Origin of the sequence: Acinetobacter bereziniae (assembly GCF_016576965.1) — a bacterium.
GTDB lineage: Bacteria > Pseudomonadota > Gammaproteobacteria > Pseudomonadales > Moraxellaceae > Acinetobacter > Acinetobacter bereziniae.
Genome location: NZ_CP066119.1, coordinates 2,761,642 through 2,778,233 on the forward strand (window position 1 = coordinate 2,761,642; position 16,592 = coordinate 2,778,233).

Consider the following 16,592-nt stretch of genomic DNA (forward strand, 5'->3'; position numbering starts at 1 on the left):
TAACATCATGTCTTTGTGCATGGTGTTAGAAACATTGCTTGGCTTTAAAATGCTTCACTTTTTCTTAGCTTTCTTTCTTAACTCTATTTCTAAAAGTTCTATTTCTAAAAATTGTATTTCTAAAAGCTCGCTTAAATAATCATTACACTATTTTTCTTCTGCATTTGATCTACAATATCATCTGACTTAAAACCAAGTCGCCAATACAATAATTGCAATACATCCAATTCATCTTGGGTAATAATCCGATCATTCCATAAGCAAATTTCTGCAACACCAAGAATACTTAAACGATCACGTAATAATAGACCTGCAATATCATTTAAGATTTCACCTAAATCAATCGGCTCATCTGAAATTTCTTCAAATAACTCAAGCTCATCCTTGGATAAAACACGTTCTAAAATCTCATAACGTACATCGAGTTGATTGGCACTGTTAATTTGCTGAACATGCAATAAAGCATCAATTAAACGCACAATCTGAGGTTTTACAGTTTCAAGTGATGAAGGTGTATGCATCGGTAGCAAATGTAATTCAGCTTTTACCCGCTCAATTAACAGCGCATCCAATAAGCCTATTTCGCCATCTTCCTGAATAATTTTCGCAAGTTTCGTTACAAATTGACGCGCACTCGTTGCAGGCATATTACCCAGATTTTCACAAGCATCATGAAAAATTTGGATGTGGATACGCCCATCCATACTTAACAATGAGTCAATAATGGCTCGACTCACCGCAGCATCAGATGGAATAAACTCGCGATATTGCCGAATCATTAAAATTGCAACCATAACCTCACGTGACCCAGTCGCAGTCTGCATTGCACGTTGGATTAAATCTGAGCGTTCTATTTGACGGCGCACTTCTGGATTTAAGGGTTTAATCGCATCATTCAGGGCAAAGCTAATGGGCGATAAACGTAACAAAGGCAATGGCTGTGGCGACACCCACGGATTATAGACTTCACCAGAAGACTCTTCTAAGGGACGCAACAAGCTAAACAACGGCTGACTGCGTAATTTCTTTAAATTTTCTAATTGTAAATCTTGCAATAAAGTCGGATTCAACTCATAGATCCGATCTTCAATGTTGGGGTGAATATTCAACCAGCTTTGTGGACTCAGTGAATTGGCAAAGCACATATGCGCAATTGCTTCTGAAAATTCACTATGAATTTGCGAACCTGCATGATGCACATAAATACGTAATAAAGTCTGCACATTAGCATTATTCAGCAATAACTTCTTCGTTTTATAGTCATTATAAAAAGTACGTCCACCCAATGTGAAATATTTAATCAAACGATTGATTAAAATTCCCATACTACCCAATAGCCAAATCACACCACCCACAGCAACAAAACTGGTTTCAAATTTATGTTGATTGCCTTTGGCGTTGTAGCGATTAAAACCTTGCTTGGCAATTTTGCTTCCTAACTGACTAAATGTAATCAGTCCGCTATAAAGAATCTTAAGTCGAGTATTTTCACGGGCTTCGCCAGACAAAATTTGATTAAACTCATGCCCCAACAACCCGTAAAGTTCTAATTCATCAAGATTCTGCAATGCACCCCAAGTTAAAATAATTACAGTATCTCTTGGGTGGAAACCTGCAGTTAAGGCATTAACACCAACTTCATCCGGTAAAACATATAAAGTCGGTGCATCAATCTCAAAGGTTTCTGCAAATTTATCTGCAAGATGAATTGCTACACTTTCTTCTGGGGTACTTTCGATCTGACTTAAACGACGTGCTTTTAACTGTTTGGCTAATGAGTGTCCACCAGTACGAAAAACATAAAATTCATAGGCAATTGACCAACCAATAATGATAATAATCAACCCAACACAGTAAGGGCTTAAAACATGCCACCAAATTTGCTGTTCACGATCGACATAATGTACCAATAACCCCAAAACGGTATTGAGAATAAAAATAGTCAATATGACTGCAAGCAAACAAATACTCGCAGACCACAACATATTCTTGTTTTTTATCAAATAATGGCTGACATCTTTCAATGTAAAATTCCTCATTACATTGCAAAACACTATAAATGAAAAAAGCGGGAACTTCCCGCTTTTTCTCAATGAAAATCAATTCTGATTTACATCTCTTCTTTAATACCACATAGATCAACCGAAGATGCATCAATATTGACATCAATATAACCATCTTTTTGCTTTTTCGCAGTATCATTACGACTTTGCTCAAGATCATTTAAATATTGTTCGTCAATATCGCCAGTCACGTAAACGCCATCAAAAACCGAACAATCAAACTCTTGAACTTCTGGTACTTTACTGGTTCTCACCGCAGCTTTTAAATCATCCAAATCTTGGAAAATCAAACGATCAGCGCCAATAATATTTTGAATTTCTTCAACACTACGATGAGATGCAATCAATTCTGCTTTAGCTGGCATATCGATCCCATACACATTTGGATATTTCACCATCGGTGCAGCAGAGGCAAAATAAACATTTTTTGCACCTGCGTCACGTGCCATTTGAATGATTTCATTACAGGTTGTACCACGTACGATCGAATCATCCACCAGCAACACGTTCTTGTCTTTAAACTCAAGTTCAACTGGGTTTAACTTTTGACGTACAGATTTTTTACGTTGTTGTTGACCTGGCATAATGAAGGTACGACCGATGTAACGGTTTTTCATAAAGCCTTCACGGAATTTCACCCCGAGAATATTCGCCAATTCTAAAGCAGATGTACGGCTTGTATCTGGAATCGGGATAACCACATCAACATCATGCGCTTCACCCCATTCACGAAGAATTTTCTTCGCCAGCGTCTCACCCATTTTCAAGCGTGCTTTGTAGACAGAAATTCCATCTATAGTGGCATCTGGACGTGCAAAATACACATATTCAAAAATACATGGACGATAACGTGGTTGACTGGCACATTGCTGGGAGTAGAACTCACCTTCAGCGTTAATAAATACCGCTTCACCCGGCTCAATATCACGCTCAACTTTAAAGCCCAATGCAGTAATCGCAACTGACTCTGAAGCAATGATATATTCTTTTTCACCATTTTCAGTCAGGCGCGAACCATAGATTAATGGACGAATACCATTTGGATCACGGAACCCCACCAAACCATGTCCAGTAATCATTGCAACAACACCATAGGCACCTTTGCAACGCTCATGTACACGTTTAACTGTATGGAAAATATCGTCTGGAGATGGTGTTAATGAGGCACATTTTTGCAATTCATGTGCAAACACATTCAGCAAGACTTCTGAGTCAGAATCTGTATTCATATGACGCAAGTCAGTTTTAAACAGATCATCATGAATATCAGCAGCATTGGTAAGATTACCATTGTGCGCCAAAGTTATCCCATAAGGTGAGTTTACGTAAAAAGGTTGCGCTTCAGCACTGCTTGAAGAACCAGCAGTTGGATAACGAACATGACCAATACCATAGTTACCGAGCAATGCGCGCATGTGGCGAGTATGGAATACATCACGAACCATACCATTGTCTTTTCTCAAGAAAAGACGACCATTATGACAAGTCACAATCCCAGCTGCATCCTGTCCACGATGTTGTAACATCGTCAACGCATCAAATAACATTTGGTTTACAGGTGCTTTACCTGCTATACCAACGACTCCACACATAACTACCTCGCAGACCAGCTAGGACTAATAAAACGGATTTTTTGTCGAATGTGCTGATTGATCATCCTCTTCAGATGTTGATGATCGTTCAGTATTTCTCACAGCAGCGTCATCGGGATGCGCTTGTGACTGTATATGATTTAATGCTTCATTTGCAGCATCTTTAGAAATTTCTGAAGCTAAGGGTGCAAACGGCAAAAGTGTTTGAATAAATTTTGACTGTTTCCATGTTGGCGAACTGTCAACCCAAGGACCTAATCCTTGCATTGTTATGAGGACAATGAATAAACCTTTCAAGGTCCCCAGTGCACCACCTGCCAAACGATTTAAAGGACCTAGTTTTAAGCTCTTTAAAATTTGATTGAGAATTGCTGTTGCAATCCATGTTAAAACGATAATAACCAAGACAATAAATGCAAATGCTGCAATTTTTTGCACCACAGGATCTTGACTGAGTGCAGACATGGAAGGTGCGATGATATTGGCATATTTAGCACCAACAATCAGTGCAAAAATCCATCCTATCAAGTTCGCAAAGGCTTTCACGAATCCTTGTCGCAAACCGTTTAGCCCTCCAATGAGCAATATAATCAGTATGATAATGTCTAGGGTATTCATATTTAGGTCATAGCATTAACACAGTCTTTGATCAGTGTAGGACCTGTATAGATCATACCACTATAAATTTGAACCAAACTCGCACCTGCCTGTTGTTTTGCAACAGCGTGTTCACCCGATAAAATTCCACCAACACCGATTAACGGAATTTTACCCTGTAATAGTTTTGAAAAGGCAGCCAAACAAGCTGTGCTCTTTTCAAATACAGGTGCTCCAGATAACCCACCAGCTTCATCACCAAATGGTAGACCTTCGACACCTTCACGAGATAAAGTTGTATTGGTTACAATAAGCCCATCAATTTTAAACTGCAACAATTGTGAAGCAATAAATTCAATATCTGTTGTATCTAAATCTGGTGCAACTTTGAGAACAAGTGGAACATAGTGCTGTAATTCTTCAGCCAACTCTAACTGACGTTTTTTGAGGGTTTCTAAAAGTTCAGTCAGTGCATGACCACTTTGCAAAGAGCGCAAATTTTTCGTATTCGGTGAAGAAATATTCACCGTAATGTAAGATGCGTAGTGATAAACTTTTTCTAGACAAATTAAATAATCTGAAACAGCGTCTTCAACAGGCGTTGTGGCATTTTTTCCGATATTGATTCCAAGAATGCCTTTAAATTTTGCTGCTTTGACATTCTCAACCAATTTGTCTACCCCATCATTGTTAAAACCCATACGGTTAATGATGGCTTTTGCTTGTGGAATACGGAAAAGACGTGGGTGTGGATTGCCTTCTTGTGGTTTAGGTGTAATGGTTCCGATTTCAATAAAACCAAAACCCAAACCCGCTAAGGCATCGATATATGCACCATTTTTATCCAAACCTGCAGCTAATCCAACTGGATTAGGAAACTCAATCCCCATACAGGTGACTGGTTTTGACGCAACAGCTTGACGCATCGCACCCAATTTATGGGCAGATTTAAGCATGGATAATGTGAGTTCATGTGCACGCTCTGGTGCTAAAGAAAACAACAAAGGGCGAGCAAGTGAATACAACATAGCTATAAAAGTCTACTGCTTTTTAAGTTGCCACATTATAGGCACAGTATGCTGAAAAGGCTATGCTTGAACTGTGTTTATTTTCAGTACTTACTGTACCGTCGCTGTTAATTTAATCTGTGCGCCCTCTTTAACCAGTTCCATCTTTTCCAAGCTAACACCCATCTGCGCGATTTGAGTCAGAAAGTTTGCCAGAACAGCATAATTCTGATGTTGTGCAACAATTTGAAATTGTTCACCAACCTGTTGTGAAGCCACTGAAAGCCCTTGTTGTTGTGCAACACGTTGAATTTTATCTGCGGTGGTTAATGCTAAATCATCCGCAGGTTTCATGGTAACTACATTACTTTGCATCCAAACCACGAGGTCTTTCATTTCATTTAAACGCAACTGTTGTTTTTCAGCAGCTTTATGGGTATACCACAAGGCTGCACCAACGGCGGCAACTATTACAAAAATCGTTGTGAAAATAACCATAATACGTTCACGTGCTGACATTTTTTCTAAATTGTCAGTCATCTTTTCGGACCACGTGTCTAAACGGTTTTGAAAGCTTTCCATTGTTTTCATCATTGTATCTTCACTAAACCAACCACAGTCGCACCCTGTGTCTGAATATTACCCAGCTCCGCCTTAAAACCTTGTTGGTTTAACTGCGTGACCAATGTCTGTAATGCTTCTGAACTCTTGGCAACTAAATCCATGTTCAAGACAGAAGTTTCATAATTAACTCGATTGGCAATAATCTGATGCTGCATCAAAATTGGACCAACACGACTGAGCAATTGCAATGCCTGTGTATTCGCACCCTGACTAAGTTCTAGTTTATTCTTAAACTGACGTTGAACAGATTCCTCAGTAATTCGCTGTTCATTGGGAAACCATTTTTTATACTGATCTACTGCAATCAATGCTGTTTGATCGGCAACTTTTTTCAGTTTAAACCAGCGCAGAGCATCATAACTCAGCTGTGCAACAATCAAAGCCACCACTAAAACTGCACATGCTTGCCAATAACGAGACACTCCGTCATTTGCCTGTTTGGCTTTAGGCAAGACATTAAATGGATGCTGCTTTGCCTTTTTAATTTCAGTAAACTGATAATTAAATGGCTCACGTTGTTCAGCTGTCGCTACAGCAAATAAACTGGTCGCTTGTGCATCAGTCAACGCACTATATAAAAAAGTTTTTTCTCGATCTGCAAAATCCAAATACAGACCAAGATCATCGATTGAATTACCTAGAAACTCATTCTCACGCACCAACAATTGCCCATTGACATTGGCTAAGATCAGCTGATTTTCTTCTGGAATAGACAACATTAGAAAGTCAGGCAATAAAGAAACAATCTTTAAAGGAATCAAAGACAAAGAGTGCTGAATTGTAGTGATCGTATGTTGATTCACACCCAATACTGAAACTTGATCGGGTTGCTGAAAGTGCGAAAACACTTTCATTTGGTCAATCGGTAAAATGACATATTCTTCAAGTAAATATTTAACACCATCTGGGCCCAATTGTTTATATTGAGCTTTGCTAAACTTTTGTTGAAGAATTTGCACTTCACGACTTGGAAAGAACACAACCGCTTCTTCACCTTGGTAAAGTTTAATATCTTGTATTAATTGTTCCAGACTCGAAGATGTAGTCCAATCACTTCCTCGAGACCATTGCCAAACCCCATTGGCTTCAGGCATCCATAAGTACAACATTTATCGTTTTCTGCCGTGTGTTCTTTTAACAATGCTTTTATACAGTTGGAATAAAGGCTTTATTTTGAGTAGATAGACCATTTGCAATGACCGTTTGCTCATAAATACGAGCTTCTGCCAAGGCAAAAGGATTAAAATGCTCATGTGTCAGTTGTTCAGCAATATGCCCAACCACATTCATATGACATACCACCACAATACGTTCAAATGGTAATTGTGACAACCATTCAATTGCTAATTTTGCATCATCTTCAGGCTTAATTTTGTCACAGATCAATACTGATACTTCAGGAAAATAAGCCTGTATATGGGACAATGTTTCCTGTGCTCTCAATAACGTGCTCACAACAAATACATCTGGTTGTACTGTTTCTTTTAAAAATTGTGCTGTTTGTTCCGCTTGTAAATGCCCACGTTCTGTTAAAGGACGTTTACTGTCCACACCATTGATTGCTGGGGCTGCTTCACCATGACGCACCAAAGTCAGTTGCATAAGATTTCCTTTTTAATACCGCACTGATTATAACGAGGCTTTGTTACAAATCTATCTCTCAACCTCAAATTGTAATCAATTAAACCTCATTGTGTGGCAACACAAACTCTACATCACTTCGATGTCCATTTTTCATCAAGGAAACTGCGATATTGAGTGGTGGTGCACCTTCAAAAATAACTTCATAAAGTGCTGTGGTAATCGGCATATAAACGTCCAATTCTTTAGCACGCGCATTTACTTGTACAATGGTATTGATGCCTTCTGCGGTTTGCCCCAGTTCTTTTGTCGCTTGTTCCAGTGTCTTTCCAGAACCTAATGCAAAACCAACTTGATAGTTTCGACTCAATGGACTATTACAGGTTGCAAATAAATCCCCAACCCCAGATAAGCCAAGGAATGTCAATGGATTAGCACCCAACTTAACAGCAAAACGACTCATTTCTGCTAATGCTCGGGTTAAAATCATACTTCGTGTGTTTTCACCTACTTTATACGCCACAGCCATACCCATTGCCACAGCGTAAATATTCTTCAATGCACCGCCAAGCTCGACACCATGTACATCATCACTGCCGAAGACCCGAAATAATGCACTGTGTAAAGCCTGTTGTACTGCATAACGCACCAACTCACTGTCACTTGCGATGACTGTACCTGCAGGTTGTCCAGCCACAATCTCTTTGGCTAAGTTTGGACCAGAAAGTACACCATAAGGTACTTCTGGCAGTTCTTCACGAATAATATCACTCATGAAACTAAAACTTTTGGCTTCAATACCTTTGGTTAAAGACACCACAGCTTGTGCACTAATGAACGGCTTGATCTGGCGCAACACATCACGAAATGAATGGCTAGGAATAGCAACCAGAATAATGTCACGATCACGTACAGCCTTTTCCAAATTTGACTCAGCACGTAGCCCTGCTTCTAATTGAAAGTCTGGAAGATAGCGTTTGTTGATATGCGTCGCATTGATCTCTGCCGCGATAGCTTCATCACGAATCCAAATCATGGTGTCACAACCATTGCGTACTGCTGTGTTCGCCATTGCTGTGCCGAAACTACCACCACCGAGTACAGTCACACGTAATGCTGTTTTTTGATCCAATACCACGGGTTCAATTAAATCTTTAAAGCGTAAATCCGACATTATTATTATCCTAAAAACCTATCCTAAATATTACATGTAAATGTTTAACGAGTTTTCACAGTTGATATCTCGTTATTTTTGTGATTAATTCTGCCAAAAATGAACATATGCTTGAGTGTCACTTTCGGGACGCGGTGCAATTTCTTTTGCAGCAGCACCCACATAGACAATACCTGAAATTAAATCACGTTCATCTAAACCAAGTGCTAACTTTAAGTGTTTAGATTCAACCACTGCCCCACTACGCCACATTGTTGCAAAACCTTGTGCTTGTAAAGACAATAAAAAATTTTGAATCGCTGCGCCACTACTTAATGTCTGTTCAAAAAATGGAACTTTGGGATGATCTTGAAATTTAGTCACAGCCAAAACCAAAATCGGTGCTCGAAATGGATGATGTTTTACGCGTTCAATTTGAACTGGGTCAGTTTCCCCTAAGTCCGCAATAGATTGAGCCAATAACTCACCAAAAGCTTCGCGCTGTTGACCTTCGATCACAATAAATTGTGTCGGTTTTAAACGATGATGGTCGGGTGCTGTAAGCGCTGCCTGAAATGCCACATTCAGTTGCTCATGTGAGGGCGCAGGTTCAATCAAATGACCAATGGACTGACGTTTGTGAATATTGTCATGTACTGCTTTGAAATTTAAATCTGACATTGACCTAGCTGTAATCTATTTAAATGAACTGTTTGTAAGATTAGCACACTCTAAAATCATTACGCTATCTCAGCAGAAATTTACTCAACAGCTATGTCTATTTTTTTAAATAACTCTCAGACAAAACTTTATTTTCTGAGAATTACCATGATCAACAAATAGGCGTTTTTAGCAATAAGTCCCATAAAAACTGCAAAATTTATACATGTTTTTCAATATTTAGCACATATTCTATGTTCAAATCATAGCTAATTAATAAAATTCTTTTTATTTTTCACTGATCATTTGGAGTCAATATGAATAAATTTACTGCTCTTTCACTCCTTGCCAGTTCTGCACTATTTCTTAGTGCATGTGCATCAAACCCAACACAAACATTAGCAATTCAAAAAGCCGACAATCAATATGAAGTCACAGGCTTAGGTAAAGATCAAATTATGGCAAAAAACAACGCCATTGTTGCTGCCAACAAAACTTGTGGCAAAAAAGCAGCACCTGTCTTAATCAATGAAAAAACTGAATATCATGGCAGTTTAAATGGTGTGGTCGATGAGCAGACGGGTAAAATGATCACTGCTGCGGCTGGCGTAATCGGCTCGGTCATGGGTAAAAATTATGGTATTGAAAAAGATACTGACTACCAAAGCACTTTAACCTTTAGCTGTAAAGCCAACTAATACGATGAGTTGAATTAAAAATCCCACGATTAAAGTGGGATTTTTAATTTGATCTATGCCAAGTTAATTTATGTGTTTAGCAATAACCTTCTAAACGGGTCAAAGGTAATTTCTGTCCAATGGCTTTTTCAATCGTTGGCAAATTAAAGGCATCATCTTCCGACAAGAAACTAATACTTACCCCTTGTGTTCCAGCTCGCCCAGTACGCCCAATACGATGTACATAATCATCAGACTGTTCAGGTAGAGTGAAATTGATCACATGCGATACACCATCTACATGAATACCACGACCTGCAACATCTGTTGCGATCATGATGTTATGTTTACCATTTTTAAATTGGTCTAGCATTTTCAAACGCTTGTCTTGTGCAATCTCGCCAGACAGCATGACCACTTTATAACCATCCGCCTTCAAATGATCATACAATTTACGGACCTGATCACGACGATTCGCAAAAATCATCACTTTTTCGATTGGTTCATCCGTTAAAATTTCACGTAATAACTTATATTTGTCTTTCTTTTCGACCACATAAACGCGTTGCTCAACATCAGCATTGGTTTTCTTTTCAGGTTCAATTTCTACAGTGACAGGTTCGAAAAGCCATTGTTGTGCAAGATTAAGTACGTCATAACTAAAAGTAGCTGAAAACATTAAAGTTTGACGTTGTTCTTTACGTGGAGAAAAACGCACAATGCGTTTTACTGAAGGGATAAAGCCCATATCCAATAAACGGTCAGCTTCATCAATGACTAAAAACTCAATTTGATCTAACCAGATTTCTTTTTGTTCAGTAAAATCAATTAAACGCCCTGGTGTTGCGACTAAAATATCAACAAAACCTTGATCCAACTGCTTTCTCTGCTTGTCAAAATCTACACCACCAACCAAAGTGACGACATTTAAACCGCTATATTTCACCAAATCTTTGGCGTCGTTTTCAATTTGAATCGCCAGCTCTCGTGTAGGTGCAAGAATCAAAGCACGTGGTTCACCACGAAAACGCTGTGTTTGAATCGGATTATTGAGCAAATCATTAATAATACTGACTAAGAATGCTGCTGTTTTTCCAGTACCTGTTTGAGCACGCCCAATTGCATCATGACCTGCCAAAGTATACTTCAATACTTTTTGTTGGATGGGGGTCATTTCTTTAAACCCTAAAGCATCAATCGCTTGTTTAAGTTGCGGATGTAAATTAAGGGTTTCGAAACCTGATGACATAAATACGAGCTCTAACTGTAGACACTTTGAATTGCGCCCATTATAAACAAAAAACGCCCCAATTTATAAAAAATTGGAGCGCCACTTAAATTTTTAAAAATTTAAGATTAGTCTAAAGGCTGAACTTCTTCAGCTTGAAAACCTTTTTGACCTTGTACAACGCTAAATTCAACACGTTGACCGTCACGAAGTGAACGATGACCTTCACCTTGAATAGCACGGAAATGAACGAAAACGTCATCACCGCCTGCGCGTTGGATAAAGCCGAAGCCTTTAGTGTCGTTGAACCATTTAACTACGCCTTGTTCACGAGCTGTCATAAGTTAATCCTCAGTTATTAAGAAAAGGGACCACCCGGTGTTGCAAACAGCAGAGCAAACAAAGTTTTAAAATATTTTGTAATTTCAAAGCTTGTAATCATTCTGTAAAACTATTAACAAAATCCCGGTTACATCCATTTGTAATAGGGTTCAAAACAACAATTGTTTCTGACAAATCCTAAATACGCAACGAGCTTAACATGGGTTTATGACAATTAATAGAATTTTTTTTGATAATTATTTTCGATATCAAGCTTATTTTTTAAACACCTTAAATATTATTTTTTATCAACGCAAGAATATTGCAAATTGTGTTGGGTAGTTCTAAGAAACTTGCTAAAATAATACTTCCATAACAGTGTTATATTTTTGCCATAAAATGAATGAAACTTTAGGTCAAATACCTATTGATACAAATCCAATTGAAATTGACAGTATGGGTAAACCCTGCCCTATGCCTTTGTTAATGTTGAAACGTGAATTAAAAAAAGCACTGCCTCAGCAAATGTTCTTGTTAAAGTCATCTGACCCACATAGTATGATCGACATTGCCCGTTACTGCGAAATACATCAGCTCGACTGTCAATTGACTCAAGTATCCGAGCATGAATTTCATTACTTAATTGAATCTTAATTATTTTCAATTAAAATTTATTTTTGCAAATTGGCATATATATTTACATTTCTATACCCAAATTTTCTTACTTATGTACAATATTCGAATTAAGATGAATGCATTAGTAATACGACGAAATTCCTATAAGGAGAACTCATGAGTGACAGCAGCAATCAGTTGATGCCCCTGTCCTTATCTGCACCAGGTGTTAACTTAGGTGCTTATATCAGCACCGTAAATCAGATTCCAATTTTGACAGCTGAGCAAGAAAAAGAGTTAGCTGATCGTTATTTCTATGATCAAGATTTAGATGCTGCAAAAATGTTAGTGATGTCTCACTTACGTTTCGTGGTTCATATTGCCCGCAGTTATGCAGGTTATGGCTTGCCACAAGGTGATTTAATTCAAGAAGGTAATCTCGGTTTAATGAAAGCTGTTAAACGTTTCGATCCTAATATGGGCGTGCGTTTAGTGTCTTTTGCAGTGCACTGGATTAAGGCTGAGATTCATGAATATGTGATCCGCAACTGGCGAATTGTCAAAATTGCGACCACAAAGGCGCAACGTAAATTATTTTTTAATTTACGTAGTCTTAAAAAGTCGAGCAAAAAACTGACCCTTGAAGAAGCACAATCAATTGCTAAAGACTTGAATGTTACACCAGAACAAGTCTTGGAAATGGAAGGTCGATTGACTGCTTATGATGCAGCTTTCGAAGCTCAAGGTGATGACGATGATGAAGGTTCAACCCATGTTGCCCCTGCATTATATCTAGAAGATAACCGTTATGATCCTGCGCGTTTGGTTGAAGAAGAAGATTATGAAGAACAAAGTACTTCGGCTTTACATGATGCGATGGAACAGTTAGATGATCGTTCAAGAAATATCTTGCAACGCCGTTGGTTAGATGATGATAAATCTACATTACACGAGTTAGCGGCAGAATATAATGTTTCAGCTGAACGTATTCGCCAATTAGAAAAAAATGCTATGGATAAAATTAAGATTGCCATGTCATCCAACTAACTTCTATCCGTGAAAACATCGGTTTTAATAAAAGGGCGATCTGCCCTTTTATTTTGCTTAAAGTTTTATTGAATCTCGTATCTTCATAGATTTTGCCTTTAATCCGAGTTAAATTTTATGTTATGGTTATGCGCAAATTGATGCAGATGAATGGCTTATGTGGATTGCAATTTCAGCACTGAATTTAGCACTTGCAGTAATCTTAGGTGCATTTGGGGCACATGGTTTAAAAGCCCGAGCAACAGAAGCACAGTTGACTTGGTGGCAAACAGCAACTGATTATTTCTTCTATCATGCCCTCGGTTTATTGGCATTGGCAATACTCAGTAAAGTCATTCCTCAACTTCCAATCAAAGCCAGTTTTATGCTGATCCAAATCGGAATTCTATTTTTTTGCGGTTCGCTATATATCATGGCACTTGGCTTACCACGTGGCTTAGGTGCAATTACACCGATTGGCGGTGCATTGATGATTGCTGGATGGTTGGTGCTTGCCTGGAATGCATTAAAATACGCAAAATAATTCTGTTTTGACTTTTGAAATCACAATTTGCGCAATCAAATGGAATGTCTATGCAAATTTTCTTAAATGGTGAGCCCCAAGAAACCTCTTGCCAAAATCTTTTACAACTGGTTCAAGAACTTTCACTGGAAGGTAAACGCTTTGCGGTTGAAATGAATGAAATGATCATTTCTAAAAGCAAACTTGAACTCACCCCTATTGCTGAAAAAGATCGTATTGAAATCATTCATGCGGTTGGTGGCGGCTAATTTGGAGCTCTCCCATGCTAGATTTAACGACTAAAAACTCGCCACTTATTATTGGTTCACGCACCTTCCAGTCTCGTCTTCTTGTCGGCACAGGCAAATATAAAGACATGCAGGAAACAGATTTAGCCATCCAAGCGAGTGGTGCTGAAATCGTGACGGTTGCTATTCGACGTGTAAATATTGGACAAAATCCAGATCAACCGAATTTATTGTCGGTGATTCCACCTGAGAAATATACCATCCTTCCAAATACCGCAGGTTGTTTTGATGCCAATAGTGCGGTACGTACCTGTATGTTGGCACGTGAGCTTTTGGACGGACACAACTTGGTCAAACTTGAGGTTTTGGGTGATGAAAAAACCCTGTACCCGAATGTGACCGCAACACTCGAAGCAGCACGTACGCTTATTGATGATGGGTTTGAAGTGATGGTTTATACATCGGATGATCCAATTGTTGCACAAGAACTTGAAAGTATGGGTTGTGTCGCGATTATGCCTTTAGGCAGCCTCATTGGTTCAGGGCTTGGAATTTTAAATCCACATACCATTTCCATCATCAAAGAAAATGCAAAGGTTCCAGTGTTGGTCGATGCTGGTGTTGGTACAGCGAGTGATGCAGCTATTGCAATGGAATTGGGTTGTGATGGTGTATTAATGAATACAGCAATTGCTGCTGCACAAAATCCTGTTTTGATGGCTTCAGCAATGAAAAAAGCTGTCGAAGCGGGTCGTGAAGCTTATTTGGCAGGTCGCATGCCACGTAAGCGAATGGCAAATGCAAGTTCACCTGAAACAGGTTATTTCTTTAAATAACTTCAACCAAATCGCTTGTTGATGATTCACTCAAAGACTTAGATTGTCTAAAAGGGTTTTTCGAAATTCTTTTAGACTGAAAATATCTTACTAACTGATGTTACGCACTTGATTTAAATTAAGTAGGTAAAAAAGAAAAAGCTAAATTTACACGACGGAGTCTTACATCCAAAGTTTAAATTTATGGAATAGCCTTCGGCTCGAGGTACTTTTGTTTTGGCAAAAGTACCCAAAACCATTGTCATCCGCAGAACTCGTTCACTATCGTCAAAATATTCAAAGTTTCGCAGAAACTTTACTTATTAGAAGGAGTCCTGCCTCAAGCAATTGCGGATGACGTTTTCGCGTATCCATATTCTTCTAGCTCCAAAATTTAATTTTAGAGTTACTGCGTAACATCAGTTAATAAACAGTTAATAAATCAATTGAGAAAAATGATGTTTAAAATAATAAATACATGTCTTTTCATAATGGCTTGTTTACCCGTCATAAGTTTTGCAAATCAATCAATAGGCGCTCTACAAAAATTTGTACCGCATGATTGGGAAATACTTTCTCAAGCCAAGGGTGATTTGAATCAGGATGGAAAAGAAGATATTGCACTGCTCATCCAACCGAAAAACAAACATCAACACAAACGTAAACTTTTGATATTATTAAAAACGGATCAGCAATTACAACTCAAACTAAGTCAACACATTCCAAAGTGGACCTACCGTGCAAATGAGCCTTGTGCGGAAGATGCGCTTGATGATTCATCTTTAAACATTAAAAATCAACGTTTGGAATTGTTATTCAATAGTATGTCATCGTGTAGCAATACCTATGGTTTAATTACCACATATAGTTTTAAACTAAACCAAAATCACTTCCATTTAATTGGCTATGACTCATCTTATCTGGATAAAATTACTGGTCAACAAGACGAAATTAGTATTAACTTTTTGACACGTAAAGCCAAACTCAGCACAACTCCAAATATTTTTGCTGAAGTTGAAACGCCACCTAAAGTGATTTGGAAAACAATCAATTCAGCCAAAAGCCACACTGTGGAAACTGTACCTTGGGAGAATGAAGCGTTAGTTTTCAATTTTAGTGCTCAATTTATTGGAGAAAAAAATAATGAAAAACAAAATTGATTTAGTTTTATTTTGTGCATTGACGACCTGTTCAACTTTAGCTTGTGCAAACAACACCACACCCTATCAATCATTTATTCCTAAAAAATGGAAAGTATTGAGTCAAGCACAAGGTGACTTAAATGGTGATCGGCAAACTGATGTTGCCTTGATTATTGAAAATACTGATCCCAAAAATATTGTGACCAATGATCGCTTAGGTAACCCTCAACTGAATTTAAACCAACGAAAGCTATTAATTTTACTTAAATCCCCTCAAGGCTATCGTCTTGCAGCAAGTAATTCCACTTTACCCAGCGAAGGAGACCAAGAATCTCCTTGTCTTGCCGACCCTTTAGGCGAAGGTAATCCACTCACCATCAAAAATGGATTAGTGCAAATTAATTTACATTATTGGCTCAGTTGTGGTTCATGGTATGTGAGCAATCATGTTTTTACTTTCCGCTACCAAAATCAATCTTTTCAGCTGATTGGATATGATGTTAAAGACTTCCATCGTGCGTCTGGTGAAACCAATGCAAAAAGTATCAATTTTTTAACAGGAAAAATCAAAAAAACTACGGGTGGCAATGGCTTTGAAGATCAAAAACAAACTGCCCAAGTATCATGGTCAAAGTTAAAACAAAAATATGCACTCACACTGGAACGAATTGACTTTAAAAACTATGGAGAATATGAATAAAAACGTTTTAAACTTGATCA

At 38.2% G+C, this 16,592-nt stretch carries 19 protein-coding genes; 8 read left to right on the forward strand and 11 right to left on the reverse strand.

Going from position 1 to position 16,592, the window contains the following annotated elements; genetic code table 11:
- Nucleotides 1-131: 131 nt before the first annotated feature.
- From I9192_RS13050 to I9192_RS13090, 9 genes are all read right to left on the reverse strand, one after another.
- Nucleotides 132-2,024 carry a M48 family metalloprotease gene (locus tag I9192_RS13050; protein ID WP_009585160.1) on the reverse strand — a complete coding sequence of 631 codons (1,893 nt, stop codon included), beginning with the start codon at nt 2,022-2,024 and terminating at the stop codon, nt 132-134.
- A gap of 86 nt (nt 2,025-2,110) precedes the next feature.
- Nucleotides 2,111-3,655 (reverse strand): amidophosphoribosyltransferase, encoded by a 1,545-nt coding sequence (gene purF, locus I9192_RS13055; protein ID WP_004824330.1) that lies wholly within the window; start codon nt 3,653-3,655, stop codon nt 2,111-2,113.
- A gap of 24 nt (nt 3,656-3,679) precedes the next feature.
- Nucleotides 3,680-4,273 (reverse strand): CvpA family protein, encoded by a 594-nt coding sequence (locus I9192_RS13060; protein WP_005032151.1) that lies wholly within the window; start codon nt 4,271-4,273, stop codon nt 3,680-3,682.
- Nucleotides 4,274-4,275: 2 nt separating this feature from the next.
- A complete protein-coding gene (locus tag I9192_RS13065; RefSeq protein ID WP_151714343.1) occupies nt 4,276-5,280 on the reverse strand; it encodes a quinone-dependent dihydroorotate dehydrogenase in 1,005 nt (334 codons plus the stop codon).
- A 90-nt stretch (nt 5,281-5,370) separates the two neighbouring features.
- Nucleotides 5,371-5,850, reverse strand: coding sequence for a type II secretion system protein GspM (locus I9192_RS13070; RefSeq protein ID WP_010591075.1), 480 nt, complete (start codon nt 5,848-5,850; stop codon nt 5,371-5,373).
- A complete protein-coding gene (gene gspL, locus I9192_RS13075) occupies nt 5,850-6,992 on the reverse strand; it encodes a type II secretion system protein GspL (RefSeq protein ID WP_005032155.1) in 1,143 nt (380 codons plus the stop codon). Before gspL ends, I9192_RS13070 begins: the two co-directional genes overlap by 1 nt.
- Before the next feature lie 37 nt (nt 6,993-7,029).
- On the reverse strand, nt 7,030-7,485 hold the full coding sequence (sixA, locus tag I9192_RS13080; protein WP_004824336.1) for a phosphohistidine phosphatase SixA: 456 nt from the start codon (nt 7,483-7,485) through the stop codon (nt 7,030-7,032).
- Between the two features lie 79 nt (nt 7,486-7,564).
- Complete coding sequence (locus I9192_RS13085) at nt 7,565-8,638, reverse strand: NAD(P)H-dependent glycerol-3-phosphate dehydrogenase (RefSeq protein WP_004824339.1); 1,074 nt, start codon at nt 8,636-8,638, stop codon at nt 7,565-7,567.
- 84 nt (nt 8,639-8,722) lie between these two features.
- The gene (locus tag I9192_RS13090; RefSeq protein ID WP_200149849.1) at nt 8,723-9,298 is read right to left on the reverse strand and encodes a nitroreductase family protein; all 576 of its coding nucleotides are present in this window, start codon (nt 9,296-9,298) and stop codon (nt 8,723-8,725) included.
- 296 nt (nt 9,299-9,594) lie between these two features.
- Between I9192_RS13090 and I9192_RS13095 the strand changes: the two genes are divergently transcribed.
- Nucleotides 9,595-9,975 (forward strand): hypothetical protein, encoded by a 381-nt coding sequence (locus I9192_RS13095; RefSeq protein ID WP_005032160.1) that lies wholly within the window; start codon nt 9,595-9,597, stop codon nt 9,973-9,975.
- Between the two features lie 76 nt (nt 9,976-10,051).
- Here the strand turns inward: I9192_RS13095 and rhlB are convergent, their stop codons facing one another.
- Nucleotides 10,052-11,203: an ATP-dependent RNA helicase RhlB gene (gene rhlB / locus I9192_RS13100; RefSeq protein ID WP_004824345.1), complete on the reverse strand. Its 1,152-nt coding sequence runs from the start codon at nt 11,201-11,203 to the stop codon at nt 10,052-10,054.
- A gap of 107 nt (nt 11,204-11,310) precedes the next feature.
- Nucleotides 11,311-11,523 carry a cold-shock protein gene (locus I9192_RS13105; RefSeq protein ID WP_004824348.1) on the reverse strand — a complete coding sequence of 71 codons (213 nt, stop codon included), beginning with the start codon at nt 11,521-11,523 and terminating at the stop codon, nt 11,311-11,313.
- A 379-nt stretch (nt 11,524-11,902) separates the two neighbouring features.
- On the opposite strand from I9192_RS13105, the gene I9192_RS13110 reads away from it, so the two are divergent.
- From I9192_RS13110 to I9192_RS13140, 7 genes are all read left to right on the forward strand, one after another.
- Entirely contained in the window at nt 11,903-12,157 is a 255-nt protein-coding gene (locus I9192_RS13110; RefSeq protein ID WP_004824350.1) for a sulfurtransferase TusA family protein, read from the forward strand.
- 138 nt (nt 12,158-12,295) lie between these two features.
- A complete protein-coding gene (gene rpoH / locus I9192_RS13115; protein WP_004824351.1) occupies nt 12,296-13,165 on the forward strand; it encodes an RNA polymerase sigma factor RpoH in 870 nt (289 codons plus the stop codon).
- Nucleotides 13,166-13,322: 157 nt separating this feature from the next.
- Entirely contained in the window at nt 13,323-13,688 is a 366-nt protein-coding gene (locus I9192_RS13120) for a DUF423 domain-containing protein (protein ID WP_005032162.1), read from the forward strand.
- A 50-nt stretch (nt 13,689-13,738) separates the two neighbouring features.
- On the forward strand, nt 13,739-13,936 hold the full coding sequence (gene thiS / locus I9192_RS13125; RefSeq protein WP_004824354.1) for a sulfur carrier protein ThiS: 198 nt from the start codon (nt 13,739-13,741) through the stop codon (nt 13,934-13,936).
- Between the two features lie 14 nt (nt 13,937-13,950).
- Complete coding sequence (locus I9192_RS13130; protein ID WP_005032163.1) at nt 13,951-14,751, forward strand: thiazole synthase; 801 nt, start codon at nt 13,951-13,953, stop codon at nt 14,749-14,751.
- A 437-nt stretch (nt 14,752-15,188) separates the two neighbouring features.
- The gene (locus tag I9192_RS13135; RefSeq protein WP_005032164.1) at nt 15,189-15,890 is read left to right on the forward strand and encodes a hypothetical protein; all 702 of its coding nucleotides are present in this window, start codon (nt 15,189-15,191) and stop codon (nt 15,888-15,890) included.
- The gene (locus I9192_RS13140; RefSeq protein ID WP_151801043.1) at nt 15,874-16,572 is read left to right on the forward strand and encodes a hypothetical protein; all 699 of its coding nucleotides are present in this window, start codon (nt 15,874-15,876) and stop codon (nt 16,570-16,572) included. The genes I9192_RS13135 and I9192_RS13140 overlap by 17 nt, the downstream gene beginning before the upstream one ends.
- Nucleotides 16,573-16,592 lie beyond the last annotated feature (20 nt).